Source organism: Streptomyces sp. NPDC059008 (genome assembly GCF_042749045.1).
GTDB lineage: Bacteria > Actinomycetota > Actinomycetes > Streptomycetales > Streptomycetaceae > Streptomyces.
This window is the reverse complement of sequence record NZ_JBHYJC010000002.1, coordinates 516,625-534,510: the sequence shown is the minus strand read 5'-3', so window position 1 is coordinate 534,510 and position 17,886 is coordinate 516,625. Positions and strand designations below refer to the sequence as shown.

18 protein-coding genes are annotated in these 17,886 nt (G+C 71.6%); 15 read left to right on the top strand and 3 right to left on the bottom strand.

The annotated features are described in order from the left end of the window. Positions 1 to 166 precede the first annotated feature (166 nt). The 7 genes from ACFWZH_RS05260 to ACFWZH_RS05230 all read left to right on the top strand — a co-directional run bounded on the left by ACFWZH_RS05260 (position 167) and on the right by ACFWZH_RS05230 (position 7,245). Positions 167 to 1,861 (top strand): phospho-sugar mutase, encoded by a 1,695-nt coding sequence (locus tag ACFWZH_RS05260; RefSeq protein ID WP_384425594.1) that lies wholly within the window; start codon positions 167 to 169, stop codon positions 1,859 to 1,861. Positions 1,862 to 2,108: 247 nt separating this feature from the next. After that, the gene (locus ACFWZH_RS05255; protein WP_384425591.1) at positions 2,109 to 3,338 is read left to right on the top strand and encodes a helix-turn-helix domain-containing protein; all 1,230 of its coding nucleotides are present in this window, start codon (positions 2,109 to 2,111) and stop codon (positions 3,336 to 3,338) included. A 56-nt stretch (positions 3,339 to 3,394) separates the two neighbouring features. Beyond that, the gene (locus tag ACFWZH_RS05250) at positions 3,395 to 3,832 is read left to right on the top strand and encodes a hypothetical protein (protein ID WP_384425588.1); all 438 of its coding nucleotides are present in this window, start codon (positions 3,395 to 3,397) and stop codon (positions 3,830 to 3,832) included. A gap of 125 nt (positions 3,833 to 3,957) precedes the next feature. After that, entirely contained in the window at positions 3,958 to 4,956 is a 999-nt protein-coding gene (locus tag ACFWZH_RS05245; RefSeq protein WP_384425586.1) for a radical SAM/SPASM domain-containing protein, read from the top strand. A gap of 120 nt (positions 4,957 to 5,076) precedes the next feature. Then, a complete protein-coding gene (locus ACFWZH_RS05240; protein ID WP_384425584.1) occupies positions 5,077 to 5,460 on the top strand; it encodes a hypothetical protein in 384 nt (127 codons plus the stop codon). Between the two features lie 313 nt (positions 5,461 to 5,773). Next, positions 5,774 to 6,661, top strand: coding sequence for a helix-turn-helix domain-containing protein (locus ACFWZH_RS05235; protein WP_384425581.1), 888 nt, complete (start codon positions 5,774 to 5,776; stop codon positions 6,659 to 6,661). Beyond that, a complete protein-coding gene (locus ACFWZH_RS05230; RefSeq protein WP_384425578.1) occupies positions 6,658 to 7,245 on the top strand; it encodes a Uma2 family endonuclease in 588 nt (195 codons plus the stop codon). The genes ACFWZH_RS05235 and ACFWZH_RS05230 overlap by 4 nt, the downstream gene beginning before the upstream one ends. Before the next feature lie 28 nt (positions 7,246 to 7,273). Here ACFWZH_RS05230 and ACFWZH_RS05225 read toward each other — a convergent pair whose 3' ends face one another. Then, positions 7,274 to 7,906, bottom strand: a complete 633-nt coding sequence (locus ACFWZH_RS05225; RefSeq protein WP_384425576.1) for a PH domain-containing protein — start codon at positions 7,904 to 7,906, stop codon at positions 7,274 to 7,276. Positions 7,907 to 8,035: 129 nt separating this feature from the next. Between ACFWZH_RS05225 and deoC the strand changes: the two genes are divergently transcribed. The 4 genes from deoC to ACFWZH_RS05205 all read left to right on the top strand — a co-directional run bounded on the left by deoC (position 8,036) and on the right by ACFWZH_RS05205 (position 12,165). Further along, positions 8,036 to 9,040: a deoxyribose-phosphate aldolase gene (gene deoC / locus ACFWZH_RS05220; protein ID WP_384425675.1), complete on the top strand. Its 1,005-nt coding sequence runs from the start codon at positions 8,036 to 8,038 to the stop codon at positions 9,038 to 9,040. A gap of 2 nt (positions 9,041 to 9,042) precedes the next feature. Further along, on the top strand, positions 9,043 to 10,479 hold the full coding sequence (locus ACFWZH_RS05215; RefSeq protein WP_384425574.1) for an aldehyde dehydrogenase family protein: 1,437 nt from the start codon (positions 9,043 to 9,045) through the stop codon (positions 10,477 to 10,479). Beyond that, entirely contained in the window at positions 10,472 to 11,350 is an 879-nt protein-coding gene (locus ACFWZH_RS05210) for an aldehyde dehydrogenase family protein (protein ID WP_384425571.1), read from the top strand. The genes ACFWZH_RS05215 and ACFWZH_RS05210 overlap by 8 nt, the downstream gene beginning before the upstream one ends. A gap of 149 nt (positions 11,351 to 11,499) precedes the next feature. Continuing rightward, a complete protein-coding gene (locus ACFWZH_RS05205) occupies positions 11,500 to 12,165 on the top strand; it encodes a hypothetical protein (protein ID WP_384425570.1) in 666 nt (221 codons plus the stop codon). A 51-nt stretch (positions 12,166 to 12,216) separates the two neighbouring features. Here ACFWZH_RS05205 and ACFWZH_RS05200 read toward each other — a convergent pair whose 3' ends face one another. Next, positions 12,217 to 12,660: a hypothetical protein gene (locus tag ACFWZH_RS05200; RefSeq protein ID WP_384425568.1), complete on the bottom strand. Its 444-nt coding sequence runs from the start codon at positions 12,658 to 12,660 to the stop codon at positions 12,217 to 12,219. Between the two features lie 150 nt (positions 12,661 to 12,810). On the opposite strand from ACFWZH_RS05200, the gene ACFWZH_RS05195 reads away from it, so the two are divergent. After that, positions 12,811 to 13,503: a uridine kinase gene (locus ACFWZH_RS05195; RefSeq protein ID WP_384425566.1), complete on the top strand. Its 693-nt coding sequence runs from the start codon at positions 12,811 to 12,813 to the stop codon at positions 13,501 to 13,503. 224 nt (positions 13,504 to 13,727) lie between these two features. Here ACFWZH_RS05195 and ACFWZH_RS05190 read toward each other — a convergent pair whose 3' ends face one another. Next, a complete protein-coding gene (locus tag ACFWZH_RS05190) occupies positions 13,728 to 14,516 on the bottom strand; it encodes a SigE family RNA polymerase sigma factor (protein WP_384425563.1) in 789 nt (262 codons plus the stop codon). A gap of 287 nt (positions 14,517 to 14,803) precedes the next feature. On the opposite strand from ACFWZH_RS05190, the gene afsQ1 reads away from it, so the two are divergent. Genes afsQ1 through ACFWZH_RS05175 form a run of 3 tightly spaced genes read left to right on the top strand, consistent with a single transcriptional unit; the run spans position 14,804 to position 17,825 of the window. Beyond that, positions 14,804 to 15,481 (top strand): two-component system response regulator AfsQ1, encoded by a 678-nt coding sequence (gene afsQ1, locus ACFWZH_RS05185; RefSeq protein ID WP_026169550.1) that lies wholly within the window; start codon positions 14,804 to 14,806, stop codon positions 15,479 to 15,481. Further along, positions 15,478 to 17,208: an ATP-binding protein gene (locus ACFWZH_RS05180; protein WP_384425560.1), complete on the top strand. Its 1,731-nt coding sequence runs from the start codon at positions 15,478 to 15,480 to the stop codon at positions 17,206 to 17,208. The genes afsQ1 and ACFWZH_RS05180 overlap by 4 nt, the downstream gene beginning before the upstream one ends. Then, positions 17,205 to 17,825, top strand: a complete 621-nt coding sequence (locus tag ACFWZH_RS05175) for a hypothetical protein (RefSeq protein ID WP_384425558.1) — start codon at positions 17,205 to 17,207, stop codon at positions 17,823 to 17,825. The genes ACFWZH_RS05180 and ACFWZH_RS05175 overlap by 4 nt, the downstream gene beginning before the upstream one ends. The last annotated feature ends 61 nt before the right edge of the window (positions 17,826 to 17,886 follow it).

Below are 17,886 nucleotides of genomic sequence, written 5' to 3'. Positions count from 1 at the left end.
GCCGGACGCACCACCCGCGCGCCGCCCGCCTCCGCGACCCGCCAATGGCCGGTTCTGCGGCTCCCTCCCCGCACGTACGGGGTAAGCGTGACGAGCCGGGACCAGGCCCCGCTCACGGGCACCCCGCAGCGCGCCCCCCACCCGTATCCACCATCAGGAGCATCACGTGGCTACCGATCCCGCGGAGCTGATCAACCAGGCCCAGGCATGGCTGGCCGAGGACCCCGACCCGGAGACCCGGGACGAGCTGTCCAAGCTCATCGAAGCCGCCGGCGACGCCGACATCGCGGCGGAGCTGGCCGCGCGGTTCGCCGGCACCCTGCAGTTCGGCACCGCCGGGCTGCGCGGTGAGCTGGGCGCGGGCCCGATGCGGATGAACCGCTCGGTGGTCATCCGGGCCGCGGCCGGCCTCGCCGCGTACCTCAAGGCCAAGGGCCAGGGCTCGGGACTGGTCGTCATCGGCTACGACGCGCGCCACAAGAGCGCCGACTTCGCCCGCGACACCGCCGCCGTGATGATCGGCGCGGGCCTGCGCGCCGCGCTGCTGCCGCGCCCGCTGCCCACGCCCGTACTGGCCTTCGCGATAAGGCACCTGGGCGCGGTCGCCGGAGTCGAGGTCACCGCCAGCCACAACCCGCCGCGCGACAACGGCTACAAGGTCTACCTGGGCGACGGCTCGCAGATCGTGCCGCCCGCGGACGGCGAGATCGCCGCCGAGATCGCCGCGATCCGCTCGCTGGCCGAGGTACCGCGCCCCGAGTCCGGCTGGGAGACCCTCGACGACACCGTCCTGGCGGCCTACCTGGCGCGCACCGACGCCGTGCTGACCCCCGACTCCCCCCGGGACGTGAAGGTCGTCTACACGCCGATGCACGGCGTCGGCCTCGACACCCTCCTCGCCGCCTTCGACCGGGCGGGCTTCCCGGCCCCCGCGGTCGTCGCCGAGCAGGCCGAACCGGACCCGGACTTCCCGACGGTCGCCTTCCCCAACCCGGAGGAGCCGGGCGCGATGGACCTCGCGTTCGCCACCGCCCGGTCCCAGGGCGCCGGCGAGGTGGACATCGTCATCGCCAACGACCCCGACGCGGACCGCTGCGCCGTCGCCGTCCCGGCCCCCGGCACCCCCGAGGGCTGGCGGATGCTGCGCGGCGACGAGGTCGGCGCCCTGCTCGCCGCCCACCTGGTCGCCAAGGGCGCCTCCGGCACCTTCGCCACGACGATCGTCTCCTCCCAGCTGATGTCCCGTATCGCCGCCGGCGCCGCGCTGCCGTACGAGGAGACGCTGACCGGCTTCAAGTGGCTGGCCCGGGTGGACTCCCTGCGCTACGCCTTCGAGGAGGCGCTCGGCTACTGCGTCGACCCCCAGGGCGTACGCGACAAGGACGGCATCACCGCCGCCCTGCTGATCGCCGAACTGGCCGCGGAGCTCAAGCAGGCCGGCCGCACCCTCGACGACCTGCTGGACGACCTCGCGGTGCGGTTCGGGCTGCACGCCACCGACCAGCTCTCGGTCCGCGTCGAGGACCTGTCCCTGATCTCCGACGCGATGCGCCGGCTGCGCGAGCAGCCGCCGACCGCGCTGGCGGGCCTGACCGTGCACCGCGCCGACGACCTGAACGAGGGCACCGAGGCGCTGCCGCCCACCGACGGCCTGCGCTACTACCTCTCCGGCGCGCCGGAGGCCGGCATCGAGGCCGCCCGCGTCGTCGTCCGCCCCAGCGGCACCGAGCCCAAGCTCAAGTGCTACCTGGAGGTCGTGGTCCCGGTGGCCTCGGCGGACGGCCTCCCGGAGGCCCGCGGCCGCGCGGCCGGAACGCTGGCGGCCATCAAGGAGGATCTGTCGACGGCGGCCGGGATCTGACCAGCCACTTTCGGCAAACCGCCGGCGAGAACGGCGGCAACCACAGTCAGTGGTTGCCGCCGTTCTCCTCTTTCGGGCCCTTGTGCCCGAGTGCGCCCTCGGGGCGCAAGGCAGCGCCCTCGGCGACGCCCTGCTTGGCGCGGGCATGGGTACCGTTCTCAGAGACAGGCCCGACCGGACCGGATGGAGCGGGCTGCCTTGCCGACCGCATGAGCACGGCAGGCCGCCGCAGCTTGGGGGTGCGCTGATGCTGGAGGAAGCCGAGGAGATCGGCCGTCGTGTGCGCCGGGCGCGTCTGCGCCTCGGCATGCCGCAGGCGGACCTCGCCTCAGCCCTTGGGAAATCCCAAGGTTGGGTGTCCAAGATGGAGCGCGGACAGATCGAGATAGACCGCGTGGGGCTGCTCAACCTCATTGCCGCGGAGCTGCATGTACACCCGAACGACCTGATCGGGCGTCCGTACACGAGCAGTCCAGCCGAGAACCAATGGCAGGTCTCCGCCTCGTCGATCATGCGGGAGCTGCGCCGCTATGACCTCGCGCCGGTGTTCGAGGGCGCACCTCGGCCGTCTGGCCAGCTGTGGCGCGAGATGAGCCGACTGCACCGGCTGCGGGACACAGCGGCCAACGTCGCGATCCTGCGCGTCCTGCCCGACGTGCTGCGCGAGGCCCGGGCGCTCGCCGAAGTCGCCGACGGGCACGAGCGCGAGGAGGCGTACGCGGTCTACGCGGTCGCCTGCAAGTTCGCTCATACTGCCGCGCACGCGCTCGGGCACCCCGAGCTGATCGCCATGGCCGCCGAGCGCGCCACCTGGTCCGCTCGGCTGTCAGGCGACGCGGTGCTGCCGGCTGTCGCTGACTGGATGCGGGTCTGGGACATGTGGGCAACAGCCGACTGGGCCGACTCGCTCGCGCTGTCGGACCGGGCACTGGCCGCCGTGCAGGACGGTTACGACCGAGGCGATCCGCTCGCTGTCCGGGCCTGGGGCTCGCTCCAGCTCCGTGCCGCCGTTTCCGCCGCACGAGGCAACCACTCCGCCGAGGCCGAGGACCGCATCGGCCACGCGCGCGAAGCCGCCGACCGCATGGGCGAGTACCAGGGGCCACCGGTCTACGACCGCCACTCGCTGACGTTCTCCGCGGGCAATGTGCACATTCACGCGATCAGCGTCGCCCTGGAGACCGGAGACCAGACCAAGGCCCTCGCCATAAACCGGCGCTCCGGTCCCGAGCTGGTCACGGCGCTGCCCAACTCCCGCCAGGGACACCACCACATGGACCTCTCTCGGGCGTGGCTGTGGGACGGCAACCGCGACAGGGCACTCGTCGAGCTGGAGACCGCCGAGCGGATCGCGCCACAGCTCGTACGCAACCACCCCATCGCCCGCTCCACGCTCCGGAGCATCGTCTACGCCGAGCGCGCCGGCACGCGCGAGCAGCTGCGCCGCATGTCGGACCGCTTCCACCTGGACGGATGAGGGTCGTATTCCTCGGATTCATATTGGGTCCCTGAACCGCTCCTAGCGTCGAGGGCATGACGCGACGAACAACGTCTCATCTCCCGGTCCAGGACGCAGAGTTAGGCACGACTCCCCCGTTCCATCCGCGGCTCGGCGACCTTGCCCGGGACACCGCCCGGAAGGGGCGGGTCGGCGTCGTGGTCGCCCGGCCCGGCGAGGGGGTGACGACCTACCACCTGCGCCCGCCCGGGGGCGGCAAGGAGTGGTCTGCCCCCGCAGACGGCACCACGCTCAAGCCCGTGCCCTCTCAGGTCACTCACGTCACGCCGCATCGACGTGACGTGGTCTACGACCACCGCACGCAGCAAGGCGCACTGCCCGTTCGGGTCCACTTCGACGACGGCGGGACGAGTGAGGCCGTACTCATCCTGTCGCCCGGTCATTTGGAGCTGTACGCCTGCCAGGTCGAGCGCATCATCGAGCTGCGCAAGGCGCACGGGGAGACGTCATGAACGCCCGTGGCACGTCCGCGGCGCGGTGGAGGTGAGGGGCTGATGGCTCGCACCTGCCGCCCAATCCACCGGCACCCCCATCCCAAGGTGGCGTGCGAACGGCCCGACCCGAGCGAGGGGCAAACATGAGCGCACTGCCGCTACGGCCCACGTTCGCATGGCTGGAGATCACCGGCTTGTGCAATCTCAACTGCCGTCACTGTTACGCCGATTCATCGCCCCAGGGGGATCACGGGGACATGACGGATGACGACTGGTTGCGGGTGCTCGACGAACTGCACGGTATCGGTGTACGCGACGTGCAGTTCATCGGCGGGGAACCCACCCTCCACCCGGGACTGCCCGCCTATATCCGGCACGCCCTTCGCCACGCGATGCGCGTGGAGGTCTTCTCCAACCTGACCCACATCAGCGACCCCGTGTGGGAAGCGCTGCGATTGCGCGGGGTGCGCCTCGCGTTCAGCTACTACAGCGACGATCAGAGCGATCACGATGACGTGACCGAGGGACGCGGCTCTCACCTGCGCACCCGCGCCAACATCGACAAGGCACGAGAGCTGGGCATCCCCATGCGCGGCAGCGTGATCCACGTCCTTAGGGGGCAGCGCCCCGACCACGCCGCACACGAACTGCTCCAGCTCGGCATCCGGGACGTGCGCACGGACGGTATCCGCCCCTTTGGTCGGGGCGCTGACGAGACGGCGCCGGACGTGCGCAGGCTGTGCGGACGGTGCGGACGAGGCAAGTTCGCGATCTCCCCGCGCGGAGAGGTTTGGCCGTGCGTGTTCGCCCGCTGGATGCCCCTCGGCAACGTACGCACGCACAGCCTTGAGGAGATCTACAAGGGGCGGATCGCGCGCGATGTACGCGGTGTGCTGGAGGAGGCGTTCCCGCACACACGGGTGAGCGATCAGCCGACATGTCTGCCGGACTGCAACCCGAGCTTCGACACGTGCTCGCCGCAGCTCGCGTGCGCCCCGGACGCGGAGTGCGGCCCCACCAGCAGCAACGGCAACGAGGTCGGCGACGGGGCGGATCGGCGGCGGACCGTGGCGCCGGTACGCATGTCCCCGCGCCGCTCGGTGCGCTACGCGAACCCGGAGATCTCGCGTACCGACTGCTGATCCTTCGGTCCTTCCCCAATGCCGGTGATTTCCCGTCCGTACCCCCATGACCCCGGGGTGCGGGCGGGTAGCGTGTCGGCACGCAGATCCGCGTGCACCACGGTCACGGGAGTCACCTCCATGGACGATACGGCCACCGTCGCTCTCTACCTCGCCCGCCGCGACACGTATGCCGCGCTCCTCAACGCCGTGGATGACGAACTTCGCATCGCCTGGCACCGCTGCGACGGCCGCTACACCACCCCCGACGGGCAGCCCGACGAGGCGGCGGCGGTGGGGGACGTGGACCGCGCCTACGTCAACAGCCGCGCCAAGTTCAATGTGATCGACCTTGAAGGCGTCGGGCCGGTGAAGGAAGCACGCGCCCTCGTGGAACGGGCTGCGGCCCTGCACAAGGGCGGCGGAACTGAGCCGAACTGGGCCGACTTCAAGCGGGCCCGCGAGGCGTTCGTCACGGCCGCCAGCCGCTACCTGAAGACCCTGTTGCCCGAAGCCGGCCACTGACACTCGTCGCCTCGTCACCGCCCCCACCGCATCGCACCCGCCGCGACCCGGTGGAGCACGACGCGGGTGACCACGACGCGGCGCGCCACGACATCAAGGCTTAAAGAGACCGGGAAAACAACCCGGGGAAATACCCTTCCCGACCCCTCCAGCCTCCCGTCACTCACACAGGTGACATCGCCCAACTGGGCTGGATTTCAAGCGGGTTCACTGGCATATGCTCGCCACGACAACTCCAGACATGCGACGGCCCCCGCCGGGACGGCAATCCCGGTGCGAGGGCCTGACCACCGAGGAAGTATGGAGCTTCCCGATGGCTTTGCAGCACCCTAGCGCGCCCTCGCGCGCCGCGTCTCCCGTTCCCCGCCCGACCGCCCGATCCGGTGTCGTCCACGTCAACATCCGGCACACCACCCGGTACACGGTCGTCGGCAACCACCTCGCCCAGCACCGCGAGCTCTCCCTCCTCGCGATCGGGCTCGCCGTCCACATCCAGTCGCTGCCCATGGGCGCCCTGGTCGGCATCAAGTTCCTGTCGGCCCGCTTCCCCGAGAGCGAGCACCGCATCGCCGGAGCCCTGCGGGAGCTGGAGGCCCACGGCTATCTGAAGCGCACCCGGGAACGTCTCCCCGGAGGCAAGGTCGTCACGCGCACGGTCTCGTACAACCAGCCGGGGTCGACCGTCACTCCGGCGCCCAGGCCGCCCCGCGCACCCGAGCGGCCCCAGAAGCCGACACAGGCGCTGCCTCCGAAGCCCACGCCGGAAGCCACCCAGCCCCCAGCGCCCGCCCCCACTCCCGTACCTCGGGAACCGCTCCCCGAGCCGCGTACCCCCGCCCCGGAGCATCACCGCACCGCCGCCGCCCTCCTCGCGGAGTTGCACCGCCATGCACCACGGCTGCTGCTCGCCGAACGGGACGTACGCCATCTGACTCCGGCAGTGGCCGCCTGGCTGGAGCGCGGAGCCACCCCCGACGCCGTACGACGCACCCTGACCGCACGCCTCCCCGACGACCTGAAGCACCCGGCCGGCCTGCTCGCCCACCGCCTCACCGCGCTGCTGCCGCCGCAGCTACCGGCCCTCCCGGTCGTGACCCGCCGCGAACCGCTCCAGAACTGCGAAGGCTGCGACCGCGCCTTCCGCGCACCCGCACCGGGCCGCTGCCGCGACTGCCGAACCGACCACAGAAAGGCCGCTTGAACATGGCCCCGGACGATGCCCGGCGAGGCACCCCTCTGTACCAGGCGATGAAGGAATTCGTTGAGTCGACCGACGGCACCCTTCCGGGCAGATTCGAGATCACGAAGGAAGGGATCGTCCTCGACAAGGTGTCGCCCGTCATGCCACACACCCTCACCGCGCTACACCTCCGGAAGCGCCTGGAAAGGGTCATGCCGGAAGAGCTCGTGGCCCATATGGGGGAACCCGATGTCGAGAACGCACCCGAAGGCATCATGCGTCGCCCCGACATCATGGTGATCGCCTGGGCGGACATGGAGGGACAGGGCTCCTTCGACCCCCGCGCCCTCATCGCCGCCATCGAGATCGTCTCCCGCTCCAACCCCGACAACGATTGGGTGAGCAAAATGCGGGACTATCCGCTGCTCGGCGTCCCCGTCTATGCGGTCTTCGATCCGCGCGAGGGGAAGGGAGCCGTCCTCTCCGACATCCACTCGACCCCCGATGGCCCCCGTTACGCCACCCGCAAGAACTTCCTCTACGGCGAGGACGTCACCATCAGCGAATGGACGATCGCAACCGAGGGTCTGCCCCGCTACATGTAAGCCCCACGGCAAATAAGCTCCACGGCTCTCACAACGCGATCATCACCGCAAGCCCAATAACCCCCACCACGCACGGCGCGAGGACCTCATACGCCCACCGCACCACGGGCTCCCCCTGAGCGCCCTCCCGCCCCGACGCCCGCTCCTTCAGTTCGCGCAGCTCGTCCAGCGACTGATCGGCCATCGCGCGCGGGACCGGGCCGCCGGCGTCGGCGTTCGGGCCGAACCGGGGGCCGGCCGCGCCCGCGCCGCGCATCGCCTGCCGGTTGGCCTTCTTGCGCTGGCGCAGCGAGACCGGGATGGCCCACAGTTGGTACTTGCCGCCGGTGGTGGTGGCGACCTCGGTGGAGAAGGACGCCCTCAGTTCCTCCACGGCGCCCCACGGCAGCGTGATCGTGCGGAAGGGGTTGCGCACCGTCAGCCGGTCCTCGTTCGCGCGCACCAGCGGGCGCAGGGTGTAGGCGGCCACCAGTGGCACGCCGAGGAGCAGTGCGAACAGCGCGGTCAGCCGGGTGTGGGCGTCGCCCCGCAGCAGCGCGTCGCCGCCCAGCCACAGGCCGAGCAGCAGGAGCAGCACTCCGCCGACGAGGGCCGCCGGCGAGCGGTAGCTGCGCTCGGCGTACTGCTGCTGCGGCGGGCTGGCGGGTTCCTGGCGCGTCATGTCGCCGATTCTGCCTGACCGTCCGGATGCCGGACATTGCGTTACGGCATCATTCGGGCACGGGGCGGGATTCGGCCTCCAGGGGGGATGACATTGCGCTACGCGCGTAGATATGCTCCCCTCGTGACCATGCCCATCACTGTTCCCGCATACGGCAAGGAAGCCGCGGGGCGTCTGGCGTCAATGGCGGACGTGACCGCCGACGACGGTGCGCTGCGCCGCTTCCTCCACGGCCTCCCCGGCGTCGACGCGGTCGGCCTCGAGGCCCGCGCCGCCACCCTCGGCACCCGCTCGATCAAGACGACGGCGAAGGCGTACGCCATCGACCTCGCCATCTCGATGATCGACCTGACGACCCTCGAAGGCGCGGACACCCCGGGCAAGGTCCGGGCGCTGTGCGCCAAGGGCGTCCACCCCGACCCCACCGACCGCACCACCCCCAAGGTCGCGGCGATCTGCGTCTACCCCGACATGGTCGCGACGGCCAAGGAGGCGCTGCTCGCCGGCGGTGCTCCGGACATCCACGTCGCGTCCGTGGCCACCGCCTTCCCGGCCGGCCGCGCCGCGCTGCCGGTCAAGCTCGCCGACACCCGTGACGCGGTCGCGGCCGGCGCCGACGAGATCGACATGGTGATCGACCGGGGCGCCTTCCTCGCCGGCCACTACATGGCGGTCTTCGAGGAGATCAAGGCCGTCAAGGAGGCGTGCGCCCGTCCCGACGGCAGCGCCGCCCACCTCAAGGTCATCTTCGAGACCGGCGAGCTCCAGACGTACGACAGCGTCCGGCGGGTCTCCTGGCTGGCGATGCTGGCCGGCGCCGACTTCATCAAGACCTCGACCGGCAAGGTCGCGGTGAACGCCACCCTGCCGGTCACCCTGCTGATGCTGGAGGCGGTGCGCGACTTCCACGCCGTCACCGGCGTCCAGGTCGGGGTCAAGCCGGCCGGCGGTATCCGTACGACCAAGGACGCGGTCAAGTACCTGGTGACGGTCAACGAGACGCTCGGCGAGCCCTGGATGACCGCCGACTGGTTCCGTTTCGGCGCCTCCAGCCTCCTCAACGATCTGCTGATGCAGCGCCAGAAGCTCAGCACCGGCCGCTACTCCGGCCCCGACTACGTCACGGTGGACTGACCATGGCCAATCTCTTCGAGTACGCACCGGCGCCCGAGTCGCGCGCGGTCGTCGACATCGCGCCGTCCTACGGCCTGTTCATCGACGGCGAGTTCGCCGAGGCCGCCGACGGCAAGGTCTTCAAGACCGTCTCGCCGTCCACCGAGGAGGTCCTCTCCGAGGTCGCGCAGGCCGGCGCCGCGGACGTGGACCGCGCCGTGCAGGCCGCCCGCAAGGCGTTCGAGAAGTGGTCGGCGCTGCCCGGCGCCGAGCGCGGCAAGTACCTCTTCCGGATCGCCCGGATCATCCAGGAGCGCTCCCGCGAGCTGGCCGTCCTGGAGACCCTGGACAACGGCAAGCCGATCAAGGAGACCCGCGACGCGGACCTCCCCCTGGTCGCCGCGCACTTCTTCTACTACGCGGGCTGGGCCGACAAGCTCGACCACGCGGGGTACGGCCCGAACCCGCGCCCCCTCGGCGTCGCGGGCCAGGTCATCCCGTGGAACTTCCCGCTGCTGATGCTGGCCTGGAAGATCGCCCCGGCGCTCGCCACCGGCAACACGGTCGTGCTGAAGCCCGCCGAGACCACCCCGCTCTCCGCGCTCTTCTTCGCCGACATCTGCCGCCAGGCGGGCCTGCCCAAGGGCGTCGTCAACATCCTTCCCGGGTACGGGGACGCCGGCGCCGCCCTCGTCGCCCACCCGGACGTCAACAAGGTCGCCTTCACCGGCTCCACGGCCGTCGGCAAGGAGATCGCCCGCACGGTCGCCGGCACGGACAAGAAGCTCACCCTGGAGCTGGGCGGCAAGGGCGCCAACATCGTCTTCGACGACGCGCCCGTCGACCAGGCCGTCGAGGGCATCGTCACGGGCATCTTCTTCAACCAGGGCCAGGTCTGCTGCGCGGGCTCCCGCCTGCTGGTCCAGGAGTCGATCCAGGACGAGCTGCTGGAGCGCCTCAAGCGCCGGCTGGCCACCCTGCGCCTGGGCGACCCGCTCGACAAGAACACCGACATCGGCGCCATCAACTCCGCCGAGCAGCTGGCCCGGATCACCGCGCTCGCCGAGACCGGCGAGGCCGAGGGCGCCGAGCGCTGGTCCCCCGACTGCGAACTGCCCACCTCCGGCTACTGGTTCGCCCCGACGCTCTTCACGAACGTCACCCAGGCGCACACCATCGCCCGCGACGAGATCTTCGGCCCGGTGCTGTCGGTGCTGTCCTTCCGCACGCCCGACGAGGCGGTCGCCAAGGCCAACAACACGCAGTACGGCCTCTCCGCCGGCATCTGGACCGAGAAGGGCTCCCGCATCCTCTCCGTGGCCGGCAAGCTGCGCGCGGGCGTCATCTGGTCCAACACGTTCAACAAGTTCGACCCGACCTCGCCGTTCGGCGGCTACAAGGAGTCGGGCTTCGGCCGCGAGGGCGGCCGCCACGGCCTGGAGGCGTACCTCGATGTCTGAGAAGTCCGAGAAGACCGAACGACTCTCCGTCTTCAAGACCTACAAGCTGTACGTGGGCGGGAAGTTCCCGCGTTCCGAGAGCGGCCGGGTGTACGAAGTGCAGGACAGCAAGGGCAAGTGGCTGGCCAACGCTCCTCTCTCCTCCCGCAAGGACGCCCGTGACGCGGTCGTGGCCGCGCGCAAGGCGTTCGGCGGCTGGTCGGGCGCGACCGCGTACAACCGCGGCCAGGTCCTCTACCGCGTCGCCGAGATGCTGGAGGGCCGCAAGGACCAGTTCGTACGGGAGGTGGCGGACGCGGAGGGCCTCTCCAAGTCCAAGGCCGCGGCCCAGGTCGACGCGGCGATCGACCGCTGGGTCTGGTACGCGGGCTGGACCGACAAGATCGCCCAGGTCGTGGGCGGGGCGAATCCGGTCGCGGGCCCGTTCTTCAACCTCTCGACCCCCGAACCGACGGGCGTGGTGGCCGTCCTGGCCCCCCAGGACTCCTCCCTCCTCGGCCTGGTCTCGGTGATCGCGCCGGTCGTCGCGACCGGGAACACCGCCGTGGTCGTCGCCTCCGAGAAGGCCCCGCTCCCCGCGCTCTCGCTGGGCGAGGTGCTGGCCACCTCGGACGTACCGGGCGGCGTGGTCAACGTGCTGTCCGGGAAGACCGCCGAGATCGCGGCCCCGCTCGCCGCGCACCAGGACGTCAACGCCCTCGACCTGACGGGCGCGGACGCCGACCTGGCCCGCGACCTGGAGGTCGCGGCGGCCGACAACCTCAAGCGCGTACTTCGTCCACAGCCTGTGGACTTCACCGCCGACCCGGGCACCGCCCGCCTGACCGCCTTCCTGGAGACGAAGACGGTCTGGCACCCGATGGGCGTCTAGGGCCGGGACATACGGATCGGCGCCGGACCGGTGGCCGATGGCGCCGGCGAACCGGCGGTGCGGGGCCTCACCTCTTGCGGGGTGGGGCCCCGCACCGCTGTCCGCGTCCTCCGTAGAATCGATCTTGACCGCCGAGAGGATCGACCCGCATGCCCAGGCCCGACCACGAGACCCCCTGCCGACAGTTCCTCCAGCCCGGTGAGGTGCTGCTGCGGGCCGTTCAGTACCGGGCGTATCCGGCGCTTCCCCTCGTCCCCGCCCACCTGCGCGTGCCGCGGAAGCAGTCGCCGCTGGAGAAGCGGGTCCGGGGAGTGCTCGGCAGCGCCGTGGAGAAGGCGTCGCGGCCGCTCGGGACGGTGGCGCGCAGCCGGCTGGCGAACAACCCGGTGACGCGCTTCGCCGGAAACATCGCGGAGGGCATCAACGAGGCACAGGAGACCGTCGAGGACGCGCTGGACGACGCCGCGCAGTACGCGATGTACGGCAAGCCCATGGAGGGCGGCTGGACGAGCCTGGCCGGGCGCTTCCACGTCCAGGTCACCAACGCCGGCGGCGAGCCCCGCCACCAGGCGGTCACCGACCGCCGGCTGATCGTCGTCACGGACCACGCCACCGGCTGGCGGGAGCGAGCGCCGGAACTGGAGGTCGCCGTGGAGGTGCCGCGCACGGACATCGCGCAGCTGCGGCCCAAGCCGCGCACGACGTTCCCGCGGGGCCGGTTCGACCTGGTCTTCACCGACGGCTCGTGGATCGCGCTCAGTTGTTCCTTCCAGCAGGACATGGAGGCGCTGGTGGGAGCCTTCTACGGGCGCTGAGCGCGCCCCGGCCGGGTGCCGGACGACGAGCGCACCCGGCCGGGGCGGGTCTCAGCCCGGCAGCACCCGCGTCGCCCGCCCCACCACCGGCAGGGTCCTGAGCGCGCCGCCGCCCTTCGACAGGGTGCCGGTCACCTGCTTGGTGCTCATCGGCTTGAAGTCGGCGACCTTGGTGGCGACGGCGTTGTCGAGCGGGTCGACGGAGGTGTCCGCCAGGGGGTTCAACCGGAGGTCCTTGACCGGGCCGAGGCCGCCGGAGGTGGACTGCACCGTCGCGCCGGTCAGCGCCGCGGTCATGGCGCCGGTGTCGGTGTTGCCGCTCGACGGGACGAACGACGGGGTGGACGAGGGGACGAACGAGGGGGTGAACGCCGGGGCCGCGCTCGCCGCCGCACCGCCCGCGGCGATCGCGGCGCCGGCCGCGGAGACCACCAGGCCGACGCGCAGCAGCGTGCGCGGGGCGCGGCCGGGATGGGGACGTACCGGGAAGAGCATGTTGTGCCACCTGCCTATGGATCGAAAGGCTGCACGAGCATGTGCGCTCGGTAACCAACTCAATTCGCAGCGTAGTTGAGGCCCGGGTTCCCGATCCACCTCGCGCGCCAGGGGTAGCCCACACAGCGCAATACGCGACAATGGCTACCCGTGAGCTCCCACTCTCCCGCCCGGCCGTCCTCCCTCAAGCCCTCGAACCCGCTTGAGCAGGCAGGCACCCCCGGCGTCCCCGCCCGCGTCGTCCTGCTGACCGGCCCCTCCGGCTCCGGCAAGACGTCCCTGGCCGCACGCAGCGGCCTGCCCGTCCTCAACCTCGACGACTTCTACAAGGAGGCGACGGACCCGACGCTGCCCCAACTCCCCGACGGCGGCGGCGCCGACTGGGACTCACCGCTCTCCTGGGACGCCGACACCGCCGTCGCGGCCATCGAGGCGCTGTGCCGTACGGGAAGCTGCGACGTTCCCGTGTACGACATCTCCGCCAGCGCCCGGGTCGGCACGGCCCGGCTCGACCTCGGGGGCGCCGGGCTGTTCATCGCGGAGGGCGTCTTCGCCGCCGACGTCATCGCCGCCTGCCGCGCGGCCGGCCTGCTGGCCGACGCCCTGTGCCTGCGCGGCCACCCGGCCACCACCTTCCGCCGCCGGCTGGTCCGCGATCTGCGCGAGGGCCGCAAGTCCGCCCCGTACCTGGTGCGCCGCGGTCTGCGCCTGATGCGCGGCGAACGCTCCATCGTCGCCCGCCAGACGGCCCTGGGCGCCCACGCCTGCGCCAAGCCGGAGGCCCTGGCCCGCATATGGGCGGCCGGGGCGGTGGACCCGGCGGGCGCGGCCGTGGGCTCCTGACCCGGCGGCCGGAGACCACGTACGGCCGTCGCGGAACACGCGGAAGCGGGCTCGGGCAGACCCCCCGGCCGCCCGAACCCGCTTCCTTCCCCCGTGCTCCCCCGTATCCCCCGATACGCCCGGCTCCCGCGGAGCGCTCCGCCCGAGCCGGTTCCCCCGTATCCCCCCGTATCCCCTCTATCCCCTCGGGCGTTTCCCGTTCCCCCTCGGGCTCCCCCGGTCCTTCAGGCCACCAGCTCGCCGAAGGACTCCTCCTCGTCACGGCCGAAGCTGAGGACCTCGTCCTCACGCAGCCGGCGCAGGGCGCGCCAGATGCTCGACTTCACCGTGCCGACACTGATGTTGAGAATGTCCGCGATCTCCGGGTCCGTACGGCCCTCGTAGTAGCGCAGCACCAGCATGGTGCGCTGCGTCTCGGGCAGCCGCGCCAGCGCCTGCCACAGCACGGCACGCAGCTCGGTGCCGCGCATCGCGTCCACGTCGCCCGCCGTCTCCGGCAGCTCCTCGGTCGGGTACTCGTTGAGCTTGCGGCGGCGCCAGGCACTGATGTGCAGATTCGTCATCGTGCGCCGCAGATAGCCGCCGAGCGCCGCTTTGTCACTGATCCGGTCCCAGGCACGGAACGTCGAGAACAGCGCGCTCTGCAGCAGGTCCTCGGCCTCGTAGCGGTCGCCGGTCAGGTGGTAGGCGGTGGCGTACAGGGAGGCGCGGCGCTCCTGGACGTAGGCGGTGAAGGCCGCTTCGGCCTCGGCCGCCTCCGACGCGGAACGCCGTTCCCCCGTGGCCTCCCCGTACTCCGCTCCCCCGTGGGCCGCGTCTCCCCCGTGGCCCGTGTTTCCCCCGTCGACGACCACCTTCGTGGCGTCGATGGCCACCATGAAAGGCAGCCGCTGACGCCCGGTGCCGCGAGCGCACCCCCGCCCGCTCACGACACCGGACTTCTCCGTGGGCCGTACGACGTCGTGAAGTCGCGTGATAACTGCGCTGGAAGCCGTGCCGTGCAGTGTGTTCATCTCGCGCCCCCCGTCGTAGAGCCAGCTCACTCGGTGTCCCCGGGTGTTGATCTCTCCCGGTGCCCAAAAGACTGCCAAGCCAGTTTCATCGCGTTGTCCGCCGACTGTCACAGACCTGTCACAGGGCCCGGCGGCCCACATACAAGCGCCCCCCACTACGACCGCAACCACCCACGGCTCCGCCTCGGCCCAGCACCACGCACCCGAGACAGCACGACGCACCCGAGACAGCACGACCCACCCGAGGCATGTCGATGTCCAGGCATCCATGGGACAGAATGGCTGCCGTGCCTTTCCTGTTGCTGATCGAGGACGACGACGCCATCCGCACGGCCCTCGAACTCTCGCTGTCCCGCCAGGGTCACCGTGTGGTGACCGCGGCGACGGGCGAGGACGGCCTGAAGCTGCTGCGCGAGCAGCGCCCGGACCTGATCGTGCTGGATGTGATGCTGCCGGGCATCGACGGCTTCGAGGTGTGCCGGCGGATCAGGCGTACGGACCAGCTGCCCATCATCCTGCTCACCGCGCGCAACGACGACATCGACGTCGTGGTGGGACTGGAGTCCGGCGCCGACGACTACGTCGTCAAACCGGTCCAGGGACGGGTGCTGGACGCCCGCATCCGGGCCGTGCTGCGCCGCGGCGAGCGCGAGTCCAGCGACTCGGCGACGTTCGGTTCGCTGGTCATCGACCGCTCGGCGATGACCGTCACCAAGAACGGCGAGGATCTGCAACTGACCCCGACCGAGCTGCGGTTGCTGCTGGAGCTGAGCCGCCGGCCCGGCCAGGCACTGTCCCGGCAGCAGCTGCTGCGGCTGGTGTGGGAGCACGACTACCTGGGCGACTCCCGCCTGGTGGACGCCTGTGTGCAGCGGCTGCGCGCCAAGGTGGAGGACGTACCGTCCTCGCCGACGCTGATCCGCACGGTCCGCGGTGTCGGCTACCGGCTGGACTCCCCGCAGTGACGGAACGTTCCCACAGCGGCGGGACGGCCGACGACAGCACGGACGCCACGGCCGCGTCCGCACGGCAGGTGCCGCGTCTGCTCGGCCGGGCCTCGGGACTGCTGCGCTGGACGAGCCTGCGGCTGCGGCTCGTCGTGGTCTTCGCCCTGGTGGCGCTGACCGCCGCGGTCTCCGCGTCCGGCATCGCCTACTGGCTCAACCGCAACACCGTCCTGGACCGCACCCAGAACGCCGTCCTCAAGGACTTCCGCAAGTCGCTGGAGGACAGCACGCGGTCGCTGCCGCTGCGCCCCCGGTGCACGGAACTGCAGGACGCGGCGCGGCAGATAGCCGGCGGGCCGCAGAACTACGCGGTGCTGCTGATCGGCGTGGACCGCGAGGGCAAGGACTGCGCGGCGACCACGGACAAGGACCTGCTGACGCTGCGCAGCGTGCCCGACGCGCTGCGCGGCGCGGTCAACGAAGTGCGTCCGGTCGACGAGTCCAACCCCTCCGCGCACCATCTGTACTGGCAGCGCAAGCAGGTCGGGGACACCCCCTACCTCGTCGCCGGCGCCAAGGTGATCGGCGGCGGACCGACCGGCTACATGATGAAGTCGCTGGCCGCCGAGCGGCAGGACCTCAACTCGCTGGCCTGGTCGCTCGGCATCGCCACCGCGCTGGCGCTGGTCGGCTCCGCCCTCCTGGCCCAGGCCGCCGCGACGACCGTGCTGCGGCCCGTACAGCGGCTGGGGCATGCGGCGCGGCAGCTGGGCGAGGGGCGGCTGGAGACCCGGCTGCGGGTGACCGGCACGGACGAACTCGCCGATCTGTCGCGTACGTTCAACCGTACGGCGGAGCGGCTCCAGCAGCGGGTCGAGGAGCTGAGCGCCCGTGAGGCGGCCTCCCGCCGCTTCGTCGCCGACATGTCGCACGAACTCCGCACGCCCCTGACGGCGATCACCGCGGTCTCCGAGGTGCTGGAGGAGGAGGCCGACTCCCTCGACCCGATGATCGCGCCCGCCGTCCAGCTGGTGGTCAGCGAGACCCGCCGGCTCAACGACCTGGTGGAGAACCTCATGGAGGTCACCCGCTTCGACGCGGGGACGGCCCGGCTGGTGCTGGACGACGTCGACGTCGCCGACCAGGTCACCGCCTGTATCGACGCGCGGGCCTGGCTGGACGCGGTGGACCTGGACGCGGACCGCGGCATCGTGGCCCGGCTGGACCCGCGGCGCCTCGACGTCATCCTGGCGAACCTCATCGGCAACGCCCTCAAGCACGGCGGCTCGCCGGTGCGGGTGTCGGTCCACACGGAGGACGGGGGCGAGCAGCGCGTACGGGACGCGGCCGGCGAGGACGAGGCCGGTGGTGCGGCCGTGCCCGGCGCGGCACAGGCGCCCGAGAGCGCCGCCGACGGGCCCGCCGAGCAGACCGATGACACCGGCCGGCCCGGCAGCGGCGAGCTGGTGATCCGCGTACGCGATCACGGGCCCGGCATCCCGGAAGAGGTCCTTCCGCACGTCTTCGACCGCTTCTACAAGGCGAGCGCGTCCCGCCCGCGGTCCGACGGCAGCGGCCTGGGCCTGTCGATCGCCTTGGAGAACGCGCACATCCACGGAGGCGAGATCACCGCGGCAAACCTCCCCGAAGGCGGCGCGGTCTTCACCCTGCGACTGCCGATGGACGCCTCCCGGCTGACCGGCGACGACGACGCCACAGGCCGGGGTACGGAGGGCGAGCGATGACACCGACCGGACGGAGGTGGCGGCGCGCCGCCGGTGCGGCGGCACTCGCGCTGGCCGCCGCGGGCTGCGGGATCCGGGGCACGTCCGTGCCCGTCGACGCGGGCGGCGCGCCCTCGCGGGTGAGCTGCGAGGTGCCGGGCGAAGAGGCGCCCGCCACGACCGGCGGCACACAGACCGCCGTCTATCTGGTGTGCGGTGCGGCGCTGGTGCAGGTCGAACGGACCACACCGTCGAAGGACACGTCGGCCGCCGATCCGCGGCTGCGGGCCGCCCGTACGCTCCTGGTCGAGCTGCAGCGCACACCGTCGGCGGACGAGGAGACGGCCGGGTTCAGCAGCGCGCTGCCCCAGGGGCTGAAGGTCGACGGGCCGCGCCCCAGCGACCCGGCGGAGGCGCTGCGGCTGAGCATCCGGCCGGACGACCTGCCGTCCTTCGCGCTGGCGCAGCTGGTGTGCACCTACGGCGCGAGCCCGGCGCTGGGCCGTACGCACGCGGCCGTACTGGGCGGACCGGGCGACGACACGGCGCACCGCTACGACTGCTCCGCCGATGTGCTGGCCCACCCGGACATCGCGGAACACGCCGGGTGGGGGGACCCGATGTCGCAGCGGGACTGAGCGAGCCGGCAGCCGTGGGGCGGCGCGGCCAAGACGGGTGCAATGGGGCGGAACCGCGGCC